We start from the raw sequence: 21,637 nt of genomic DNA, 5'->3' as shown, positions 1-21,637 counted from the left end.
TGTTTGAGTGTAGAAACCAAGTTTCTTAGGGTTATGTTTAATTCATGTTTTACCCCCTACTTAACTCTGGAATTTTTTGGATTAGATACGCATTACTTCGCAATAGTTTTCGAGCGAGTTCTTGTTTTTGGATAAAGTTGGGTGATAAATTTTGAGATGAACCTCCTAAACCTAAACGGTAGATCACTTCTTTCGCCGCAATGGAGCGATAATCAAACCCCATTGAGTCGGCAAAAAGGGCGCGGGAAGTATCGCATCCATCATTTCTTGAGTTATATCTTAGGAGTTTATACCTCACATATTGTTTTGTCAATCAGTGAAATTACGGAACTTTCGTTTCAGATTTTTTTGAAGTTTAGGCTCCGTCTACCCCCTCGTTAGTCGAGCTATTTCACTAAAATATGATCTCTAAAACCCAGGGATAATGGTGCTACCAGTCAGAATCTGATTCGTTTCCCTCCCACATCTCCCGTTCTGAATCTCTTTCTAATTCCCGATCTAAAGCGTTTTGTTCTCGGTAATCATCGTAACTATCCTGAGCATCTCGGTCGGAGTCATATTCGTGGTCGTTGTTGTCGTAACCGTCTTCACCTGGGCCAAAATTATCGTAATCCATAGTCAGAATCCCTCATGATCACTTCTACTGACCTATTGCAACCTGCGAACAAAATTACGCAAATTTTCAAAAAATTTTTTTTAGAGTTCTGGACTCAATGCTATGGTTCGTGTGATTTCTCGTTGCTAGGTTCTACCTAGCAATGCCCAATTGCAGGCTCCGCCTGCTATGATTCGGAGGCAGAGCCTCCTGTTAGCATTCCCTGGTAGAACCAGGGAACAAGGGAACAATATCTGGTTTATAATTACACTGCAAGAAGGAGTAAAATTATGCCTGCAAAGGATATCTACCATGATGCTGTTAAAATAGCCTTAGAAAAGGATGGCTGGACAATTACCAAAGATCCCCTAGTCCTGCAATGGGGGGCTAAGGATTTGTTTGTGGACTTAGGGGCTGAAAAATTACTTGCAGCCCAAAAAAATCATGAAAAAATTGCTGTTGAAATTAAAAGTTTTGTGGGTAGTTCCCAAGTTAATGATTTAGAAAAAGCCGTAGGTCAGTATATTGTTTATCGAAATATTTTAGAAGAAATTGAAACTGACAGGGTTTTATATTTAGCAATTTCCCAAAAGGCGTTCCGAGATATTTTTATTGAACCGTTAGGTAGTCTAGTTTTAAGAAAAAATCAACTACATTTACTTGTTTTTAACCCTCAAAATCAGGAGGTTATACAATGGATACTTTAACAAAATACCAAACCATTATTTATCAAATTTTAAACGAATATGCTAAAATTCCCTATTCCTATGGAGAGCTAGAAAGGAGATTTATTATTAGTGAGGACAAAAATAGTTATTTATTAATGACCCTAGGATGGCAAGGAGATCAACGAGTACATGGCTGCTTAATTCATTTAGAGATAAAAGATGATAAAATTTGGATTCAACGGGATGGAACAGAAGACGGTATTGCTGAAGAATTAGTTAAGGCTGGTATCTCTAAAGAAGATATTGTTTTAGCCTTTCAACCGCCAGAAATTCGCTCCTATACAGAATACGCTGTTAACTAATCAAGAAACCGTTATCAAGAAATCGGGTTTTTGAGTTAACCTAATACTAATTCTCAAATAAAAAGTCTACTCCCCCAGAAACCCGGTTTCTAAGGCTCTGGGAGGGTTTGAAGCCTCAAAACAATCCCCGATAGCGAATAAATAACAAAATCACGGCCCAGGAGCCTAGGGCGACCTTAATTCCGACTAAAATATTCAATACAGGAATTACCCCGCCACTGAACAGATCTCCGAATTTTCCTGGGGGTAACTCCAAACCTGCTAGGGTGATCAAAGATAAAATCATAAAGATCAAAACCGAAATTTTCTCCCAAAACGAAGCTCTATATCGCCGATAAATGCCCATCATCCATTCGGGAGAGGAAGTAATCGCAATCAAACCGATGGCGGTTCCCCCGGCGACTCCGGCGGCAAAACCTCCCCCCGGAGTCAAATGCCCCCTAATCGCTAATTCAATCCCGACTAAGGCACTGATCATCGCTCCCAAACGGGCTAAAATAATTGAGGGTTGATCACTAAACTGATGGATACTGGCTAAGGGTTTCTCATTGCCGAGGAGAAAATAGACTCCCATGGTCGCGATCGTAAATACCACCACCTCAAAAATCGTATCGTAGAGTCGATTTCTGAGAATAATGGCTGTGACTGCATTAGGAATTCCGCTATCATTCACAATTGATTCCACCCCCGACAAAACTGATGAACTAGATTCGGGATTGGGCAGAATTAAAAACTTAGCATAAATCAAAATTCCAGCTAAAATATAGATCCATTTCATCACTATTTTTCCCCTGATGGCTGTGTATCAATATAGTTTAAGCAAGTTGTAGATGCGGAAAGTTGAGGTTTCATGATCTCATATAAACGCTGGATGCGAGTAAGAGTCTGATAGGGTTGAGAGGGCTCCTCTTGAATGCAGGTGAGATGAATGTCTTTATCGATTAAAGCCTGTTGTAATGTTTCGAGATCTTCATAGGAAATTAACTCTAACCGCAGATGATATTTGCCGAAAATTTTCCGAAACTCATCGAGAATCGGAGCATTTCCTAGGTCTTGAATCACCCCCAAACGCACCACCAGAGAAGAACGCACCGCCACCGCATAGAGGGTAATTGCTAACAGGGTTCCGACTAACCCCTCAGTTAAAGCCACATCTGGCGCACCCAAAACCGTATAGAGTAAGACGGCGATCGCTCCTAATATCCCCCGCACAATCAAAGCCTGATAGGGGTTTGCCTCCAATACCACCATCGCCGCCGCCAAGGGAAGTAAGGCCGTGATAATTTTAATATAGCTATCGTCCATGATCGACCTCGCTACTGGAACAGTAAGCCAAAACATACCCCAAAATAGTATTCCAGATCGCCAGGGAAATTAGGGCGAGAATCAGTAAGGGCCATTCGCGGGGAATTTTCAAGAGTAACCCAGCAATAATAGCCATCGATCCTAGGGTATCGGAGACGGAAAGACTATGGAGTTTGAATAAAATGGATCGCTTTCCCATCAAGGGAATCGTTCCCCAAAACCAAAATAGGAGTCCTATACCGATGAGAAAATAGCCAAATAAATCGATCATTGTTGTTCATTCATCCTTTTTAAAAGGTTAGCTAGTAACATAAATCCGGCATTGCCAACACTGAGAATAATCACTCCCGCAATCCCGATCATCCAGTCATCTCGTAAAACCGAGATCACTAAAATCATCACCGATGTCTTTGTCGCAATACTAGCAAAGGCTAACATTTTCTCCCAAATATCATCCTCTTGCCAACAGGCTTCTGATATCGGAATTAATAAGGCAATAATCATGGCAATCAAAACCCAGTTCATTTGGCTCTCCTTCGTCGTACCCAATGGACAGCATACCAACCATCTTCGTGGTATTTAACAACAATGGTTTTTGGGGTAAAGGTAATCAAAAAGATATCTAAAAAAATCAGTCCCGGTGTCCGGCGGGGTTTGACTTCTTCCCGGGTGATTTCCTCGTAATTATGGGGACGGAAAATCATTTCAAAGGCTTCAGTGTATGCTTGAGGAATGGCGATCGCAATTTCATAAAAAACCCATAACCAATCGGTTAAAACCGTTGGCGTTTTACGCAAACCGGGTAAAAGTAAGGCAATTGCGACCCCGATAATAATATTGGTCAGGCTAAAATTGGCTGTTAGTAGAAACCAAATTACTAACCGTAAAATTAGATTCAGATAGCCGATCATGACCACACCATCCAGAATAAAAGAATTAACATCAGACTCATGACTCCCATCAAATGATCAAATTGTTCGATGACCCGGGGGAGTTTAATTGATAACCGTTGAATCCCGAAAACATAGATTAACCAGCCCAGAATAATTGTGAGCAGAGGTTTGATAATATTAGCCAGGGTATAAGCCTGATAGTAGACAATATTGGCGCCTACCAAACCCGCTAGGAGTAGAATTATCCCTGGCCAAAAGCCTTTTCTGACTTTATCCTCTCCCCCAAAAGGTAAAAAGATAAATTTGGCAAAGGAGATGGCCGTTCCCAAAGCGGCTATATTCATGGCGATCACTTGCCAAGGTAAAAGATTTTTCATGGTTAACACCTTTGCCCCAAAACCTGACAATAGGGGGAAACCCGATATGGAAAAACTCGCGATCGCCAACGCGATCCAGAGGTGGGTATTCATCGGTTGATGTTTAAGTTCTGAGAAATTTCGACTCGGTAAAGTCCCTGCTATCAAAAATAAAGCGGATTTAACTAAGCCGTGGGTGAGGGCATAAAATCCTCCCACTTCCGGTGCTGCTAAAACAAACCCTAATTGGGAAATGGTATGAAAAGCCAGCATCCGCTTAGTATCCTTTTCAAACATGGCATAGGACACCCCCAGCAGGGCGGTGCCGACTCCAAAGAAACGGACAATGGGATCGATCTCACTAATCATCAGGGCTAAACGCACCAAGGGAAATACCCCGGCTTTGACCACCACCCCAGACATTAAAGCCGATACGGGGGTTTCTGCTTCCGAGTGGGTTAAGGGTAGCCACAACCCAGAGATAAAGATCCCTCCTTTGATTAGTAGTCCTAAAAAAATCAGGGCGACGGCTTCGGGTGGCACACCCTGTAAACCAGTAAAGGCAAAGGAATGATGGGTTTGATAGACTAACACCGCCCCGACTAAATAAAACAGCAGGGCGACGTTACTCACAAACAAATAGCGCAACCCCACCCAAATTGACCGATCGGATCGGGGATAGACAATTAACAAAAAGGTGGCTATTCCAATTACCTCTAATGCCACATATAAACTCATGAAATCCGCGCAGATAAACGCGGCATTCAGGCTACCGTGTAACAGAGTAACTTGGGTATAAAAAAAACTGGTTTTATTGGTATGCCAGCAGTAGAGGATCACTGCTGCGGTGACTAGCCCATTGGTTAAAATAAAATAGCCACTGAGTTGATCAATAATTAAGCTAACCCCGAAATGATCGAGTAACTGTAGATTCAACGGAGACGGATTCAGTAAGGTTTGTAACCCATATCCTATTGAAATAATTGCCATCCCTAGTGCTAAAACTTTATCCAGTTGGGGGAGAAGATAAATTGTAAAACCCACAAAAAAGGGCAGTCCAATCCAAACTAGGGTTAGAGTTGTCATGGTGTATTGTTTTTCTCGATCTCGTTAGTTTCTAAGGTGGGATTATCCTGGGCGAGTTTCATTACTCCCACTAGCATTAAGGCCTGAATTGAAAGACCGATTACAATTGCTGTTAAAATCACCGCTTGGGGGACGGGATCGGCGTAAGTTGGATTGGGGGTATCTGAAAGAATCGGGGTTAACAAACCATCCCGGGATGCAATTAGCACATAGTAGGCGATCACACCCGTACTCATGACATCCATCGAGATGGTCTTCATCAGCAGGTTTTTTTTCAGGATAATTCCGAAAAATCCACAGAGTATGGTGGCAAAGACAAAGGCTTCTAACACGATAATTAACCGGGGGCTAAGGGTTGTTTTTTAAACTTGGCTCTATTAAAGCGAGTCGTTTTTATTTCAACTCTATTAAAATAACACAAATGATTCAGTTTTTAGTCAGGTGAGGACAAATTCAATCATCAATAACTTTTCCCCGCATGGTCTTCAAATGTGAGTGCTTTGTTTTGCTATCCAGACGCCTTCTCTGAGAACTGCGAGTCGGTTTACTCGGTTTACGAGGTTTAGGAAGCGAAATCGCACTTTTAATTAAGTCTTGAAGTCGTTGTAAAGCTTCTTCCCGATTTTGTTCTTGACTACGGTATTCCTGTGCTTTGATAATAATTACCCCTTCTTTACTAATACGTTGATCATTTAATGTTAATAGTCGCTGTTTGTAATATTCAGGTAATGAAGAAGCGGAGATATCAAAACGTAAGTGAATAGCTGTTGCTACTTTGTTCACATTTTGCCCACCTGCTCCCTGAGAGCGAATTGCACTCATTTCAATTTCATGCTCTGGAAGGCTGAAAATGTTAGAAATTTTTAACATAATTGATTAATAATTTGAGGAAAAAATAGAAAAATTAAACCCGGTAAGGAAGGATCGCTAAATCTGTTTTTGGATCGAATAAATGAATTTTTTCCGGCGTTAGCGCTAACCAAATTTTTTCACCCTGTACAAATTCAGTTTCGGCGGGAATTCTGACTTGTAAGGAAAAAGGAAGATTATTTTCTCCGAATAGATGTACCCATAATAATGTTTCATGTCCTAATGCTTCCATTCGATCAACAATTACGGGTAAATTTTTAGTAGCTGGACAACTAACAATTAAGTGTTCTGGTCTAATTCCTAAGATTAATTTTTCTTCTTTTTGGCGAGGTAAAACCGTTTGCCAAATATCGGGTAAAGTTAAACGGAATTGGGGATGGGTAATTAATAAAGGGGCGATAAATTTAACCGGGATAAAATTCATTGGAGGAGAGCCAATAAATTCCGCTACAAAGCGATTATTAGGACGATTATACAGTTCTAAAGGAGGAGCTACTTGTTGAATTCTGCCTTGATTCATAACAGCAATTCGGGAACCCATAGTCATTGCTTCGACTTGATCATGGGTGACATAAATGGTGGTTGTGCCTAATTTTTTTTGTAATTCTACAATTTGGGCGCGGGTTTCGGTTCTTAATTTTGCATCTAAATTTGATAGGGGTTCATCCATTAAGAAAACCTGGGGGTTTCTGGCCATGGCTCGACCTAATGCTACCCGTTGTTTTTGGCCGCCAGATAATTGTTTGGGATATCGATCTAATAATGATTCAATTTGTAATAATTGGGCAACATTTAGGACTCTTTCATCTACGGCTTTTTCTCGTTCTGAAAGATAGCGAAATTGGGAAGGGAGCGATCGCGTTATTCCTACAATAGCATCTTCTAACCATAAGGGAGCAAAGATTTGATAGTCTCCAATGGTCAAGGATAATTGTTGCTTAGAATGTAAATTAGAGTCTTTTCTGGGAATAATTAAAGGCTGTTTGGGTTCTGTTTCTCGATAGGAACGACGCAACCCAAAAGCTAAGTTATCATAGACTTTTAAGTGAGGATACAGAGCATAGTTTTGAAACACCATGGCAATATCTCGCGCCTTGGGGGGTAATTCATTAACTAATTTATCCCCGATATAAATATTACCGCCAGTAATCGTTTCTAAGCCCGCAATTAACCTTAATAGGGTACTTTTTCCACAACCTGACGGCCCGACTAATACCATGAATTCGCCATCAAATATATTCAGATGCACCCGTTTTAAAATAGCTTGTCGGGTCAGGGTTGATTCTTGAAGTTCTGATGATTCTGTTTCCTCGGAGGCGGTTTGACGACGAATGGGAAAACTTTTATAAATATTATCTAAAATAACTTCTGCCATTTTAATTTTACCTAATTTTGAATCCAATAAATGATTGTAAATTACAACAATAAACTTTAATTTTACCTGATTTTCCGTAGGGGCGGGTTCTCTCAGATATTGATAACAAACCATTAACTGAATTAAACCCGCCCTTTCTTTTTCTCTCAGATATTGATCACAAACAATTAACTGATCTAAACCCGCCCTTTTCTTATCTTGGTGTTATAGCAACCGCCAAGGCAGTTAGGACACCAGATGGATCTTAGAACCCAGACGGTGAAGTATTTTCTCCCCTGTTCCCTCCCCCCCTAGCCCCCCGTGCACGGGGGTTTGGGGGGCTGTTCCCCTAGCCCTGCGTGTACGGGGGGTTTGGGGGGCTGTTCCCTGCTATAGTGAGTGTGATCCACGCTTACAGACCCTACGACTTGATCGAGATAATTCTCTCATCGGGTTTAAGTTTGAAAATGCGATCGCCTGTACTATCTTTTGTGGATAGATTAATTTGATCCGTGGGAACATGAATAATCCGATTATCACTGGTTAACAGATGGATTTGTTGTCGAGGTTTAGCCGGAGCAATTCCTACTAATATATCATTAGGAGATTTAAACTGGATCATGGAAATTCCGATCCCCCCTCGGTTACTTCCCCGCACTAATTCCATCGCAATTCGTTTAATATAACCCTGTTCTGTGACTAATAATAAACTGCCTTTAAGTGATAGGGTAACACATCCGATTAAATGTTCTTTTTGTCTTAACCGAGTGGCTTGGGAACCCTGGGCGACTTTACCCATAGGAGGTAGTTGTTCATCATTCAGATCAAATCGCAATAGTCGCCCCCCGGATGTGGCTAAGACTACTTTTTCATCGGCGTTAGAAAGGGTAGCAAAAGATAATTCATCGTCATCTTTTAGTTTAACAATTGTACTGCCTCGGTTGGTTAATTCCGCTAATTCTATTAGGGGTAAACGTTTAATTTTCCCCTGTTGAGTTAGGGTAATTAAATCGGTTTTATCGGGAAAAGCTGATAAGAGAAATTGAGCAATCATTAAGTCTTGGGGATTAATTGATGTATCTTTATAGGCGGAAGGAGATAATAAAGTAATAATTGGTTTTCCCTTAGAACGATTATTACCGACAGGAATATCCGCTACACTCAAGGGATAAGCTTTTCCAGTTCTCAACACCATGACTAGATTTTGACTGGTTTTAGTATTGTGGGTTTGGGTGATAAAATCATCGGTTTCCTCAATATTAATAGTGGTTTTATTGTCATTCTGATTCCGTTTAGAATCTGCGGTTTTGGGAGATACTCGCCGAATATAACCACGATGGGTAATTTCAATTACGGTTTCTTCATCCACCGGGGGTAAGGGTTGTAATACATCGGGAGGAGATGTCAGTTCTAATATCTTTTCTTTGGATATTTTAGCGGTTTTATCGTCAGATGTAATAGCATTCTGAGGATAAATAATTCGGGTGCGTCGTGCATCGCCATATTTTCGTTTAAGCGATCGCAATTCTTTTTTTAAGGATTTTAATAGTTCTGGACGTTCACCCAGTAACCGTCTTAACTGTTCAATATTAGTAGTTAATTGGCTAAATTCTTCCTGTAATTTTTGTCTTTCTAACCCAGTTAACCTACGCATAGGCATTGCTAAAATAGCATCGGATTGAATATCACTAAACCCTAATTGATTTTCTAAGGTTATTTTTGCTGTTGAACCATCGGGGGCATTTCTGAGAATTTCAATCAAACTATCTAAATTTTCTAAAGCTAGTAATAACCCTTCCACTAAATGACAACGCCGTTCGGCGGCTTCTAATTCATGGCGGTATTGACGGGTTAAAGTTTGTTCCCTAAATGATAGAAATTCTTGGAGAATTTGTTTTAAACTTAATTGTCGGGGTTGTCCATTCACGATCGCCAAAAAAATCGCCCCAAACTTGGTCATTAATTCCGTTTGCTGATAGAGATGATGTAAGACAACTTCGGGAGAAAATTCCCGTTTTAATTCAATTACAACTCGAATGCCTTCGCGATCGCTTTCATCCCTAATATCAGAAATTCCATCTAATTTTCCCGCATTAACTAACCCGGCAATTTTTTCAATCCAAGCTGCTTTATTCACCTGAAACGGGAGTTCAGTAACAATAATTGCATTTTTAGTCCGACGTTTTTGGGCGGTGGGAACTTCTTCCATTTTTGCCACTCCCCGCACCACAATACTGCCTTTTCCGTGATGATACGCTTCAGCAATTCCTTCGGTGCTAATAATTTCTCCCCCGGTGGGAAAATCCGGCCCAGGAATCAATTCGATTAATTTTTGTTCGGATAATTCAGGTTGATCAATTAAGGCAATTAGTCCATCGACTACTTCCCCTAAATTATGGGGGGGAATATTCGTCGCCATCCCAACAGCAATTCCCGAAGATCCATTTAACAATAAAAACGGCAGTTGGGCGGGTAAAACCGTGGGTTCCTGTTGAGAATTATCGAAATTACTAATAAAATTAACTGTAGCTTCCCCGACTTGGGAAAGTAACCCTTCATGGCCCACCGCAGCTAAACGGGTTTCGGTGTAACGCATCGCCGCTGGGGGGTCATTATCCACAGACCCGAAGTTACCATGACCCGCTAACAACGGATACCGACTAGAAAACTCCTGAACCAGTCTCACCAAGGCATCATAAACCGATTGATCCCCGTGGGGGTGATATTTCCCTAACACATCCCCAACTACCCGCGCACATTTGCGGTAGGGACGGTCGGGAGTTAACCCCAATTCGTGCATCGCGTACAAAATCCGACGATGTACGGGTTTCAACCCATCGCGAACATCGGGTAAAGCTCGGCCAACAATCACACTCATGGCATATTCGAGGTACGATTGTTGCATCTCGGTATGAAGCGATGTGGTGATCACTTGCCCAGAAAAGAGGTTTAACTGTTTAGCCATGAGTTTAGTTGAGTCTACAGCGATAGGGTTCTGACAGTTATCAGTAAACAGTAATCAGTAATCAGTGTCAGAGTTAATAGACTGTTTACTGACTACATCTGTACTAATAACTTATAACTCATTACTGATTACTGATTACTGTATGGCGTGGTATGATTACTTTTCGGTACTGGAGAGTGAAAAATAGAGATATTTGGTAAATCTATTTGAATAGTATATCGGGTGGGAGACTCAGATGAAGACCGTTCTGATTGTAGAAGACGATCAGGTTAATGCTCGTGTTTTTTCAAAAATCTTGACAAAACGGGGTGGATTAGCCGTTAAACACACGGAAAACGTGGAAGAAGTGCTGGAGATTGCTCGCACAGGGGAGGCGGACTTGATTTTGATGGATGTTTCCCTGGCGCGCAGTGTCTATCAGGGAAAGGCCGTTGATGGAATTAAAATTACCCAACTGCTCAAAGCTGACCCCAAAACCGCGAAACTGCCGATTATTTTGGTAACCGCCCATGCTATGGCCGGAGATCGGGAGGATTTTCTGGCTCAAAGTGGAGCCGATGACTATATCTCTAAACCCGTGATTGATCATCAAAAGTTCGTGGATAAGATTAAATCCTTGATCCCTCCAGAGGAGTGAGCCGCCTTTTTTAACCATACCTGCGGCTGTGTACTCCTAAGATTTTGGGATGATCGAGATCCTTGAGATTATGGACTAGGGGGCGTTGGTTGAGTATCTTTAACTTCAACTAGCACCTTTTGGATTTGGGGATTGGCTAGAAGTTTTTGGGTATCCTTGATTAAGCGATCGCCCCAAAGATTTTCTTTAAGATAATCAGAGTCGGCATAACGGCTATCCAGACGTAAAGCCGTTTCTCCTAAAGATAGGGCTTCTTGGGCTTGCCCTTTAGTGTACAGAGCAACGGCTAAAGCCAATAGGGGTTCGGCGGCTTTTGGATCGACCTTAATCGCCTGTCTCCATTTGCTGATGGCAATATCAATTTCTCCCTGTTCATACTTGACTAAGCCCACATTGTTAATGGCTGGCCAAAGACTACTTTCTTGGGCAAAGGCTTTCTCGTATTGTAAAATTGCTTCCTCTAATCGCCCCAACTTATAATAGGCATTGCCTAAATCAAATAACGCCCCCGGAACATTTGGGTCAAGTTTCAAGGCAGCTTCTAGGGATTGAACGGATTTTTGATAGTCGCCTTTTTTGAAGTAGGCTTCCCCTAAAATAAACTGCACCCCCGCTTCTTTGGGTGCTAAGTTCCTAGCTTTTTGCAGAAACTCAATCCCTTTATCGAGTTCTTCTAATTGTAGATATAAACTGCCCAACAAGGCCCAGGCTTGGTAATTATCAGGAGCTAGTTGAGTGGCGAGTTCTGCCCTGGGTAAAGCTAATTGATATTGTTGAAATCGCGTTAACTGAGCCGCTTCTTCGAGCAACCCTAATCCCGTTTGTTGGAGTTGTTCTGAGTCTAGGGTGGGGGTATAGGGAATCAGGGCTTGTCCCATGGCTGATTTAGCGACATTCCACAAACTGAGAGTAAGAATCACGGACAGAATCAGGGTTCGATTTCGCACAGTAAGAGTTAACCTAAATTTTTTAATATTTTGCGAGTTCTATTGATCTTACACGAACTTGAGTCAATTGCTTAAATAAAGGGTAATAAAATCTCAAATTCCGTACCCATTCCTGGCTGCGATCGCAATTTTAATTGTCCGCCATGTTTGGCGGTGACAATATGATAACTCAGGGATAAACTGGTTTCTTTTTCAGTCCGTTTGAGATTAGAAAATGAATCTAGGATTTTTTGTTGTTCTTCGGGAGATAATCCAGGGCCATTATCGGCAATGGAAATTGAAACCCAACGTTTGGGAGTATCGAGGTTCTCAACTGGAGATGAGTCTAAACTGATCATCGCCGTTGTAATCACAATTTGTGGAGCTTTCCCTAACTCTAAACTTTGGGAAATACTATATTCATCCACCCAATCTTTTCTAACTAATTGATTGAGCAAGGCATCAAAACCATGAATTAAAATATTGATAAATACTTGACTCAACTGTCCGACATAACAATTTACTGGAGGTAAACGACCGTAATTTTTAATTACTTTAATTTCTCGGTTAATTCGACTTTTCATTAATAGTAAAATACTATCCAAATGACTATGTAAATCCGCAGGTTTGGGATGAATTTCATCAATATGACAAAAATTTTGTAAACTGGTTGCTAATTTACTTAATCGTTCCGTACCACTTTTTATACTTGATAAAATCCGAGGAAAATCTTGGCGGAGAAAGTCAAATTCTATTTCTTCTTTCAGTTGTTCAATGGCCGGGAATTTCTGGGCATAATGGGATTCATAAGCGTCCAAAAGTTCAATTAAACCATCACTATAGGTGATTAAATAGGTTAAATTTCCCCAAATAAATCCCACGGGATCTAAAATTTCATGGGCAACTCCATCAACTAATCTTCCTAAACTCGCCATTTTTTCACTTTGTAACAGTTGAACTTGAGTTCTTTCATAGCGAACTTGAGTTTCAATTCCTCGAATTTGCCAATAGGCAAGATTCAATTCATGACTGTTTAAAAGACGATAGGAAACCATCCAGGGATAATCCTGAGAAGATAACCAATTTCCCTGTACCACAATCGGATCTATATATCCAGGGGCGGTTCGCTTCAATGACTGTTGATTTGCTGCTAGAATTGTAGTTTGTGCAGGTAATACTAATACCGGAGTTCTGACATAACTATAAAGCACATCTAGGGATTGATCTAAAAATAATTCTAACCCCTGGGGACGGAGAAAAAATTCTAGGAGATCCCGTCGAGAAATCATCCCCAAAAACTCAGAAGTGGAGTTTTCTTTTTGGTCTACAATAATTACTCCGGGGAGTAAGGGATGTCTTTCAAACTGTTGTACAAGGGTTCGTACACTCGAACCCAAAATTACTTGAAAATCATACAGGGGTAAATCTTCTAGGGTGGAGTCTAAACTTAAATCTCCTCCGGTTTGACTTTCCCATAAATAGGGTACAGATATGCTCGTCAAGGTACTTTTAGGTAGAATTAGCAACACAGTTTCCTGTCCCTCAGACTAGCATTAAGATGTCAAAAATTAATCAAAAATTTATTAATTTTAATTACCAGTGAGGGTTATCTTGTAATAACGCTTGAGCCGCATCCGCATCTAAAGGACGGGCGAAGAAATAACCCTAAATAACTTAGGGATGAATAACCTGTACCAAAATCATCAATACTTAGAGGAAGCCTACACTTCAAAAGCTAGTTTCTTAGAGGTTGACTCCCTACCCAAATACGGTGAAAAACCAACGGGGTGGAAAGCATCTGGAAACAGAATTAGATTAAACCAATTCTGTCCGCAGAATCTCAGCGTCTTCAGACCTGAGAGTGTCAACTATATAAATCCTTGATGTGATTCTACGCCATCACCATTCCCCCATCCACATTAAACACTTGACCCGTAATATAAGCCGCCGCCGGGTCTGCTGCTAAAAACCGAATCATGCCCGCCACTTCTTCCGGTTGACCGTAACGACCCAAGGGAATAAATTTGAGAATTTCTTCCGTATTTTTTAACTCTTTGGTCATATCCGTTGCAATAAATCCAGGCGCCACCGCATTCACCGTTATCCCGCGACTTGCTAATTCTTTTGCCACGGTTTTTGTAAATCCAATTACCCCCGCTTTTGCCGCACTATAATTAGCTTGACCAGGGTTGCCCATTTGTCCTGCAACGGAGGTAATATTAATAATTCGTCCTGACTTTTGTTTGAGCATTATTTTACTAGCCAGACGAGTACAAAGAAACACCCCGGTTAAATTCAAATCAATTACCGCTTGCCAGTCTTCTGGCTTCATTCTTATTAGTAAAGTATCACGAGTAATCCCGGCATTATTCACTAAAATATCAACTTTATTCCAGGTTTCTGTGACTTTGTTAAACAAGATATCAACTTGATCTGCCTTCGATACATCCGCCTGGAGTGCGATCGCTTCACCGCCCGCTTGGGTAATTTCAGCCACCACTGCATCCGCCACCGTTGAAGAACTGGCATAATTAACCACAATCTTTGCGCCTTCGGCAGCTAAGGCTAAGGCCGCAGCGCGACCAATACCCCGCGACCCGCCCGTAATAATTGCTACTCGTCCATTTAAGTGTTGTAAATTTTCAGGTAAACGTTCCATTTTGTAGTTTCTCCAACTATTATTCCCAAAACTCATCATCTCAGATTTGAGCAAATTCAGAGAAACCGAGTTGCTAAAGAATAGTTATAATTGAAGTACAAAACTTTCAGCTTATGAACTATGGCCGTTAAACAAACCTTTAATAACTTTCAAGAACTACTAACCAATTCCGATGTTCCGGTGTTAGTAGATTTTTACGCAACTTGGTGTGGCCCTTGCCAAATGATGACCCCGATTTTAGAAGAAGTCAATCAAGAAATGAATCAACAAATCCAAATTGTTAAAATTGATAGTGATAAATACCCTGAACTGGCATCTCAATATAATATTATGGCCTTACCGACATTAATTTTATTTAAAAAAGGTCAACCCGTTGGGCGTCATGAAGGAGTATTGCGATCGCCTGAACTAATTAAATGGGTGTATGGTTTACTCTAATTTGATTAACCACAAAGACACAAAGACACAAAGGTTTAGAGGACAATGCGTTTGATTCCATCTTTGATTAAAGGAACATTAAAATTAATCAGAAGTGCGAGTCGGTGTTGAGAAAGTTTGAGATAGGTAATTACTTGTGCCGTATGAACGGGTAAAAGAGTTTCGACAGCCTTGACTTCGATAATAACAGATTCATTGACCAATAAATCAAGTCGAAAGCCCGCTTCTAACTTAATTTTATCGTAAATTATAGGTAGAACTAGCTGCCGATCAACCCTGAAACCTCGTTTAGTTAATTCATACTCCAAACAAACCTCATAAGATCATGATGGGAGTGTGGAAACTCAGTGTCTTCAGACCACCAGAGGAAACACGACACAGGGGAATTTATTCCCCTTGAAATATTAAAAGATGTGCTAAAATCAAAAAACACAAGTAAGAACAATAAACATCTGCGTGTTGAAACATTCTAGTATCGGAGAAATCCCGGCTCCCCTGAAACAACGGTTAGGTTAAAGTCCTAACGGCAGTATGACAAGCAAGGAGCAAATAATGGCAGATTGTAGAGCGTACCGCAACTTGGCTTAGTGATGGCTTGGTGAAAGTGTATTGATTCAAGAGTAAAAGTATCGGGAAGATTGGGCTTGTCGCTTAATCAACTCAGTAGACGATATGCGGCGGTCGTAGCGAGAATTAGGTTAAACTAATCCTGTCCGCAGAATCTCAGTGTCTTCAGACCTGAGAGTGTCAAAAACACTTTCTAATAAACCTGCACCTAAAGCAGAATGCACAGTAAAAGCAGCATCAACTATCTGCTTTGATACTTGATTCATCTGATCAGAAATTGCCTCTCTCTGCATCTTTTCTTCTTTGTGTTTTTGTGTCTTTGTGTTTTTATTGAACCACAAAGACACAAAGTTTTTCTTAGTGTCTTCGTGTCTTTGTGTTTCTAAATAATTCTGTCTTTGTCCTAACCACCAAGTACGACTGCTATATTAGTCAATCTGAATTGATTGGGGGCCACCAGAATTTCCATTATTATTGTTAGAGTCCGAAGAACTCGATGCCGTAGTTCCGCCCTGTTTCTCGATCCAAGTTTTAATCGGATCATCGTTGAGGCTTAATTTTAATAAACCTGAGACAAACCCTCCCAAAAAGGCAATGGGTTCACGGGTTAATTCTTCTAAAATAGGTTTGAGTTCATCCATAATGAATCAAGATTCTCCTTAACTTGGCGATCGCAATAAATCCTCTTGAATTTTAGCGCGTTTAACAGAATTTGGCTGTTTAATAATTATTGGAACCTTCCGAATATCCACTTTCAGGAGAAGCACCCTCGGAATATCCCTCAGAAGATGTACTCTCGGAATATCCGCCAGAATATCCATCGCCATTACTGTAGGAATTACTATAGGAGTTATTATTTTCTGAATAACCACTATCATAATTTTCGGAATTGCTGGCGTAACTACCATCGTTATTAGCAGCTTGGGCTGGATCACCAGGATCACCATCTTCAATGGCTACTTTTGACCCGGTTTCTATACTATTGGGTTGATGGGCTTTGGCTTTAATACTGCCTTTTCGTCCTTCTAATTCAGGTAGTTTAGGGAACTTTTCAACTGGCATTCCCTCCACAACTTTCCGCATAAATTCCCCCCAACTATAGGCGGCACTACTACTAGCGCCCCAAGTCGGATCATTATTATCATTCCCTAACCAAATTCCGGTTACGGCTTGGGGAATATAACCAATAAACCATAAATCCCTGGCTTCTTCAGAGGTTCCGGTTTTACCCGCCACCTGTCGATCCGATAAAGCAGCCGGGCCTCCGGTTCCCGCATTCACTACCCCTTCTAACATCCAAGTAGTGATGGCGGCACTGTTTTTATCTAAAACGGGTTTGGGTTTAAATTTAGCTTGATAAATAATATTTCCCTGTTTATCTAAAACCCGACGAATGCCATGGGCCGGAATATAACTGCCTTGATCTGCTAGGGTTCCGTAAGCATTGGTTAACTCTAATAAATTAACTTCATAGGCTCCTAATGCCATAGCATAGGTTGGCTTTAATGGTGATTTAATTCCCATATCTTTTGCCATTTTCATAGCGGGTTCAAACCCAACATCTACTAATACTTTAACCGCAATTACATTTACAGAACGGCTTAAAGCATCGGACATAGACATCCATCCAGAATGCTTATTCCCATAATTTCTAGGACGGTAGCCATCAACCTTATAGGGTTCATCTAAATAACTATCATAGGGGGAAAAACCCGCCCCAATTGCTGTTGCATAAACTAATCCTTTAAAGGTTGATCCCGGTTGTCTTTGAGCTTGAGTAACACGATTAAATTCACTATCTTTATATTGATATCCTCCCACCATGGCTTTAACTTCTCCGGTTTTTGGTTCTATGGAAACTAAGGCCGCTTGACCAAAATTTGAACCCGCACCATCAATTTCTACCGCATCTTTAATAGTTTTTTCTGCTGCTTCTTGCCATTTCACATCTAAACTGGTTTCAACTGTTAACCCACCAGCTTCTATCACTTCTTTAGAAACATATTGGGGGAGTTCTTTTAATACATAACTCGAAAAATAAGGAGCTTTAACTAATAAACGTTTAGGTTGACTGGGTTTAAGGGTCAGGGGTTCTTGTATCGCCGCTTCCGCTTCGGCTGCGGTAATTACCCCAGCATCCTGCATTCTTTGTAAAACAATATTGCGCCTTTTTTTGGCCGCTTCTGGATTTTCCAAAGGAGAATATTGACTCGGTGCGGGGGGTAAACCCGCTAACATTGCCATTTCCGACAAAGTTAATTCGTTCACGGGTTTACTAAAATAAACAGAAGCCGCATCCGCTACCCCGTAAGCACCCGAACCCAGATATACTAAATTCAAATAGCGTTCTAGGATATCATCTTTACTAATTTGATCTTCTATTTTCCAAGAAACCATAGCCTCTTTAAGTTTCCGAATCAGACTATGTTCTTGATTCAAATAAACAATTCTAGCTAACTGTTGGGTAATGGTACTTCCTCCTTCCACCACTCCCCCGGCTAATATATTAGAGCCAACGGCGCGAATAATTCCTTGATAGTCCACCCCATCATGGTCATAGAAACGAATATCTTCAGTGGAAATAAAAGCTTGCGCCAGTTTTTCAGGAATTTGTTTGAGGCGGAGTTTCTCCCTAGTTGCTGGCCCGGTTTGCATTAAAATATCACTGTTATTGGCCTTAATCGTAATTGTACCATCACGATTAAAGGAGGCTATTCCACTAACGGAGACGGGGGGAAGACTTTGATCCACAAGATACCATTGCCAAGCACCATAACCCAAGGCTCCACCGCCCACACTGAGCACTCCAATTCCGATCCATACCTTCGGACGGCGATACCAACGTTTCCCCGCAGGATTTTCATGGGTGAAACCCTGACGCAGTTTAACCCATTTTGAATTGATCCGATTCAGAGCCTGATGATACCAAGTTACAGCTTGGGGGTTTGACTCAGAAGCGGTTTCCGCAGAAACCTGATCGGGTTCTACTTCCGTCGTCATCACGGGTGATGTCAAAACGGGTTGGGTTGAAACCACCCCAGAAGTATTTTCCGGGTAGGTTTCTGACTCTAAGGAGTCCGTTTTGGTTATGGATGGTAATTGAGATTCTTCCATTGGTTCGGACAAATGGTGGGTTGAGTTGAGCATTCGATAGTATATTCTAGGATAGCCCAGGGTAGGGCCAACTTTCCTGAATAGTTAGCAGTCGAATCGGTGATCTCGCCAAAAATCAAGGTTTTTTCCTTGATCCCCGGCTTCACACCAGGGTAAGGAACAGGCGGTTTGATCGGAAATTAACCTACAATCGCCGCATGACCTATAGCTAAACCCACAACTAGCATTCCTAAAACTAGAAACGGTTGGGCGCTTGCTTGATATTTAACATCATTTTCTACAGGATTGCGTAGAAAATACATATCTTGGAAGGTGATTTGGGGAATAATCATCAGTAAAAGCACCGTAGCATATAGGTTTTGCTTGATACTAACTAAATAAACCGCCATCCCCGCTTGGAAAATATCAATCATTAAAACACAAATCCAGGCCGCCGTCGTGATCCCAAACATCACTGGCAGGGATTGTAACCCCAATTGGCGATCGCCTTCCACACTTTTAAAGTCATTAACAATGGCAATTCCTAACCCAGCTAAACTATAAAATAGGGTTAATACCATCAAGGTCGGGGTGAGTTCTCCAAATAACGCATGACCCGCCCACCAAGGTAAAGCAATATAACTCGCCCCTAGTGCGTAATTTCCTAACCAGCCATTTTGCTTGAGTTTGAGGGGAGGCGCAGAATAAATATAGGAGACAAACGCCCCACCGAGACATAAAACCGTAATTATGGGAAATTCATGGCCAGCCCAGGTATCTAACAGGTAGGAAATCCCAATTCCTAAGCCTAACAATAGTAAAATTTGGGTGACAACTTGGGGAATGGAAATCACCCCGGAAGGGATCGGACGATAGGGCTCATTAATGGCGTCCAATTCCCGATCGTAAAAATCATTCATGGTCTGGGTGTAACCCGTCATTAATGGCCCAGACATTAACATACAAGTCACCACCTTTAACACATCTTCCACTGACCAACTAAAATGTCCCGATGAAGCCGCACCACAAACCACCCCCCAAATTAAAGGTATCCAGGTGATCGGTTTCATCAATTGGAGGCGAATTTTCCAGATAGATGTTTCTCCCGACGACGCTCCTTTCATCCCTAAAAGTTGTCGGGTTTTAGCACTGCGCTCTGAATTCGCTTCTTTTGTTAATTCTTCTGAAGGTTGAGACGATGGAGTATCCGACATGATCCTTTGTACGTTTGTGTTTTGAGTATCTGCAATACAAAAGTTAACATGAATCAGTAGCAAACTAGATTTTTAATCAATAGCAAAGTTGGGTTTTTATTAATTTCACCAAAAAACGAGCGAGAAGCCCCTGGCTTTAGACATGGGGAGGAAAGTGGCTGCGGTTTCAACCGCCTTCAATATTTCCTGATCTAACTGATTGAAAAGTTGAGTTAGAATAGATCGTAAGTAAAACAACCATCTGCGTGTTGAAACACTCTAGTATCGGAGAAATCCCGGCACAGTGAGCCACCACACTCCTTGAGGAGTAGTAAGCCTGTATAACTGACAAGTAATGGCAGAGTGTGAAGCGTACCTATCTGGCGTTGTGATGGTCTATGAAAACAAACACAATTTAAAAGTAAGCGCAATTGCAATATCTTTTATAAGGGTAGTTGTTTTGAGCGTGTAGAGGTGATTTGATAGCGCCTTTGAGAGTTTTCGGATTCATTCAAGAATCCCCGTGGCTTCAGCCCTGGGGAGTATCAAACGGAATTGGTATTACGGCTATTTTAGCTCCCTTGTCGGTTTTTGGCCTTTTGAGACGGGGCTATCAACTCCCTGATTTGATGGTTTCGTTGATGCTCCTATTATGAGAGAATGAGACGTTAACTCCTAACGGAAAAAGGTTTAACAAAACAATATGGTAGCTAAAATTCAGTTTTCAAGAGGGATTGATGAAGATGTAATTCCTGATGTTCGCTTAACTCGTTCACGGGATGAGAGTCAAGGAACAGCAAAATTTTATTTTCTCAATCCTAAAGCCTTAGCGGATGATTCCACCCAGGAAATTACAGGAATGTACATGATTGATGATGATGGGGAAATTGTCACTCGAGAGGTTAACGCTAAATTTATTAATGGAAAACCTACGGAAATTGAGGCAATTCATTTAATGAAATCTCCTGAAGAATGGGAGCGTTTTATGTTGTTTATGGAACGTTATGCGAAAGCCAAAGGATTAGAATTTAGTAAATCCTAATTCAGTCATCAGTTATCAGTTATCAGTTATCAGTCATCAGTATAAGAGTTAATTGATTAAATCAATTAACCAAAACCCAAAACCCAAAACCCAAAACCCATTACCCATCACCTTATGAATTCAACCGTCCCCCATCCCGATCATTCCGAATTTCGGGTTAGTTGTGCGGTGATTACGGTCAGTGATACTCGCACCCCAGAAACCGATAAAAGTGGTCAACTCATTCACCAATTCCTACAAAATGCTGGGTATCCAATTATCGATTATCAAATTATTAAAGATGAACCGCAAGAGATTACAGAACTCTTAAAAAAACTCTGTCAAATTTCTGAACTGGATGCTTGTATTTTTAATGGAGGAACTGGAATTGCGCCCAGAGATACGACCTATGATGCTCTGGAACAATTATTAGAAAAAACTTTACCTGGATTTGGAGAAATTTTTAGAGCTTTGAGTTATCATGAAATAGGGTCAAGAGCGATCGCTTCCAGGGCTGTAGCTGGAGTTTATCAAGGAAAATTAGTCTTTTCAATTCCTGGGTCTTCTAATGCAGTAAAATTGGCAATGGAAAAATTAATCATACCTGAATTAGCCCATTTAGTTAAATTATCATAGAATGGATAAACTC

General features: G+C 41.1%; 26 protein-coding genes. 6 read left to right on the top strand and 20 right to left on the bottom strand.

Annotated elements, in window-relative coordinates:
- Positions 1–49: 49 nt before the first annotated feature.
- Together AC559H_RS19425 and AC559H_RS19420 are read right to left on the bottom strand one after the other, a co-directional pair.
- Positions 50–298 (bottom strand): hypothetical protein, encoded by a 249-nt coding sequence (locus AC559H_RS19425; protein ID WP_237746375.1) that lies wholly within the window; start codon positions 296–298, stop codon positions 50–52.
- A gap of 132 nt (positions 299–430) precedes the next feature.
- Positions 431–616, bottom strand: a complete 186-nt coding sequence (locus AC559H_RS19420) for a hypothetical protein (protein ID WP_026795222.1) — start codon at positions 614–616, stop codon at positions 431–433.
- Between the two features lie 269 nt (positions 617–885).
- Between AC559H_RS19420 and AC559H_RS19415 the strand changes: the two genes are divergently transcribed.
- Positions 886–1,302: an element excision factor XisH family protein gene (locus AC559H_RS19415; protein WP_026787943.1), complete on the top strand. Its 417-nt coding sequence runs from the start codon at positions 886–888 to the stop codon at positions 1,300–1,302.
- Positions 1,290–1,625 carry a XisI protein gene (locus AC559H_RS19410; protein WP_026787944.1) on the top strand — a complete coding sequence of 112 codons (336 nt, stop codon included), beginning with the start codon at positions 1,290–1,292 and terminating at the stop codon, positions 1,623–1,625. The genes AC559H_RS19415 and AC559H_RS19410 overlap by 13 nt, the downstream gene beginning before the upstream one ends.
- 115 nt (positions 1,626–1,740) lie before the next feature.
- Here AC559H_RS19410 and AC559H_RS19405 read toward each other — a convergent pair whose 3' ends face one another.
- The 10 genes from AC559H_RS19405 to gyrA all read right to left on the bottom strand — a co-directional run bounded on the left by AC559H_RS19405 (position 1,741) and on the right by gyrA (position 10,454).
- Positions 1,741–2,403, bottom strand: a complete 663-nt coding sequence (locus AC559H_RS19405) for a Na(+)/H(+) antiporter subunit B (protein WP_026795223.1) — start codon at positions 2,401–2,403, stop codon at positions 1,741–1,743.
- A gap of 2 nt (positions 2,404–2,405) precedes the next feature.
- Positions 2,406–2,930, bottom strand: coding sequence for a DUF4040 domain-containing protein (locus AC559H_RS19400; RefSeq protein WP_026795224.1), 525 nt, complete (start codon positions 2,928–2,930; stop codon positions 2,406–2,408).
- Positions 2,920–3,201, bottom strand: a complete 282-nt coding sequence (locus AC559H_RS19395; protein WP_026795225.1) for a monovalent cation/H(+) antiporter subunit G — start codon at positions 3,199–3,201, stop codon at positions 2,920–2,922. Before AC559H_RS19395 ends, AC559H_RS19400 begins: the two co-directional genes overlap by 11 nt.
- Positions 3,198–3,455 (bottom strand): hypothetical protein, encoded by a 258-nt coding sequence (locus AC559H_RS19390; protein WP_026795226.1) that lies wholly within the window; start codon positions 3,453–3,455, stop codon positions 3,198–3,200. The genes AC559H_RS19395 and AC559H_RS19390 overlap by 4 nt, the downstream gene beginning before the upstream one ends.
- Positions 3,452–3,841: a Na+/H+ antiporter subunit E gene (locus AC559H_RS19385; RefSeq protein ID WP_026795227.1), complete on the bottom strand. Its 390-nt coding sequence runs from the start codon at positions 3,839–3,841 to the stop codon at positions 3,452–3,454. The genes AC559H_RS19390 and AC559H_RS19385 overlap by 4 nt, the downstream gene beginning before the upstream one ends.
- Positions 3,838–5,265 carry a cation:proton antiporter gene (locus AC559H_RS19380; RefSeq protein ID WP_026795228.1) on the bottom strand — a complete coding sequence of 476 codons (1,428 nt, stop codon included), beginning with the start codon at positions 5,263–5,265 and terminating at the stop codon, positions 3,838–3,840. The genes AC559H_RS19385 and AC559H_RS19380 overlap by 4 nt, the downstream gene beginning before the upstream one ends.
- The gene (locus AC559H_RS19375; RefSeq protein WP_026795229.1) at positions 5,262–5,597 is read right to left on the bottom strand and encodes an NADH-quinone oxidoreductase subunit K; all 336 of its coding nucleotides are present in this window, start codon (positions 5,595–5,597) and stop codon (positions 5,262–5,264) included. Before AC559H_RS19375 ends, AC559H_RS19380 begins: the two co-directional genes overlap by 4 nt.
- 121 nt (positions 5,598–5,718) lie before the next feature.
- Positions 5,719–6,135 carry an alternative ribosome rescue aminoacyl-tRNA hydrolase ArfB gene (arfB, locus tag AC559H_RS19370; protein ID WP_026795230.1) on the bottom strand — a complete coding sequence of 139 codons (417 nt, stop codon included), beginning with the start codon at positions 6,133–6,135 and terminating at the stop codon, positions 5,719–5,721.
- 34 nt (positions 6,136–6,169) lie between these two features.
- Positions 6,170–7,510, bottom strand: coding sequence for an ABC transporter ATP-binding protein (locus tag AC559H_RS19365; RefSeq protein WP_026795231.1), 1,341 nt, complete (start codon positions 7,508–7,510; stop codon positions 6,170–6,172).
- Between the two features lie 400 nt (positions 7,511–7,910).
- Positions 7,911–10,454, bottom strand: a complete 2,544-nt coding sequence (gene gyrA, locus AC559H_RS19360) for a DNA topoisomerase (ATP-hydrolyzing) subunit A (protein ID WP_026787952.1) — start codon at positions 10,452–10,454, stop codon at positions 7,911–7,913.
- A gap of 235 nt (positions 10,455–10,689) precedes the next feature.
- Between gyrA and AC559H_RS19355 the strand changes: the two genes are divergently transcribed.
- A complete protein-coding gene (locus AC559H_RS19355) occupies positions 10,690–11,091 on the top strand; it encodes a response regulator (RefSeq protein ID WP_026787953.1) in 402 nt (133 codons plus the stop codon).
- Positions 11,092–11,159: 68 nt separating this feature from the next.
- Here AC559H_RS19355 and AC559H_RS19350 read toward each other — a convergent pair whose 3' ends face one another.
- The 3 genes from AC559H_RS19350 to fabG form a co-directional block, all read right to left on the bottom strand.
- The gene (locus AC559H_RS19350; protein ID WP_233423091.1) at positions 11,160–12,038 is read right to left on the bottom strand and encodes a tetratricopeptide repeat protein; all 879 of its coding nucleotides are present in this window, start codon (positions 12,036–12,038) and stop codon (positions 11,160–11,162) included.
- A 71-nt stretch (positions 12,039–12,109) separates the two neighbouring features.
- Complete coding sequence (locus tag AC559H_RS19345; protein WP_373282675.1) at positions 12,110–13,546, bottom strand: ATP-binding protein; 1,437 nt, start codon at positions 13,544–13,546, stop codon at positions 12,110–12,112.
- Positions 13,547–13,908: 362 nt separating this feature from the next.
- Positions 13,909–14,676 (bottom strand): 3-oxoacyl-[acyl-carrier-protein] reductase, encoded by a 768-nt coding sequence (gene fabG / locus AC559H_RS19340; RefSeq protein ID WP_026787955.1) that lies wholly within the window; start codon positions 14,674–14,676, stop codon positions 13,909–13,911.
- Between the two features lie 120 nt (positions 14,677–14,796).
- Here fabG and trxA point away from each other — a divergent pair, with 120 nt between their 5' ends.
- Positions 14,797–15,114, top strand: coding sequence for a thioredoxin (gene trxA / locus AC559H_RS19335; protein WP_026787956.1), 318 nt, complete (start codon positions 14,797–14,799; stop codon positions 15,112–15,114).
- A 35-nt stretch (positions 15,115–15,149) separates the two neighbouring features.
- On the opposite strand, the gene AC559H_RS19330 is transcribed toward trxA, so the two are convergent.
- From AC559H_RS19330 to chlG, 5 genes are all read right to left on the bottom strand, one after another.
- On the bottom strand, positions 15,150–15,422 hold the full coding sequence (locus tag AC559H_RS19330; protein WP_052331204.1) for a GxxExxY protein: 273 nt from the start codon (positions 15,420–15,422) through the stop codon (positions 15,150–15,152).
- A gap of 390 nt (positions 15,423–15,812) precedes the next feature.
- Positions 15,813–15,947, bottom strand: coding sequence for a GxxExxY protein (locus AC559H_RS19325; protein WP_237746374.1), 135 nt, complete (start codon positions 15,945–15,947; stop codon positions 15,813–15,815).
- 162 nt (positions 15,948–16,109) lie between these two features.
- Positions 16,110–16,322, bottom strand: coding sequence for a ssl0294 family protein (locus AC559H_RS19320; protein ID WP_026795232.1), 213 nt, complete (start codon positions 16,320–16,322; stop codon positions 16,110–16,112).
- A 79-nt stretch (positions 16,323–16,401) separates the two neighbouring features.
- The gene (locus AC559H_RS19315; protein ID WP_051319885.1) at positions 16,402–18,828 is read right to left on the bottom strand and encodes a transglycosylase domain-containing protein; all 2,427 of its coding nucleotides are present in this window, start codon (positions 18,826–18,828) and stop codon (positions 16,402–16,404) included.
- 146 nt (positions 18,829–18,974) lie between these two features.
- On the bottom strand, positions 18,975–19,988 hold the full coding sequence (gene chlG, locus AC559H_RS19310) for a chlorophyll synthase ChlG (protein WP_026787959.1): 1,014 nt from the start codon (positions 19,986–19,988) through the stop codon (positions 18,975–18,977).
- Positions 19,989–20,670: 682 nt separating this feature from the next.
- Between chlG and psb28 the strand changes: the two genes are divergently transcribed.
- Positions 20,671–21,009: a photosystem II reaction center protein Psb28 gene (gene psb28, locus AC559H_RS19305; protein ID WP_026795233.1), complete on the top strand. Its 339-nt coding sequence runs from the start codon at positions 20,671–20,673 to the stop codon at positions 21,007–21,009.
- 114 nt (positions 21,010–21,123) lie between these two features.
- On the top strand, positions 21,124–21,624 hold the full coding sequence (locus tag AC559H_RS19300) for a MogA/MoaB family molybdenum cofactor biosynthesis protein (protein WP_026795234.1): 501 nt from the start codon (positions 21,124–21,126) through the stop codon (positions 21,622–21,624).
- Positions 21,625–21,637: the final 13 nt, after the last annotated feature.

The organism is Planktothrix prolifica NIVA-CYA 540 (genome assembly GCF_963864145.1).
Classification (GTDB): Bacteria; Cyanobacteriota; Cyanobacteriia; order Cyanobacteriales; family Microcoleaceae; genus Planktothrix; species Planktothrix agardhii.
This window is presented reverse-complemented; position numbering and strand designations above follow the sequence as displayed.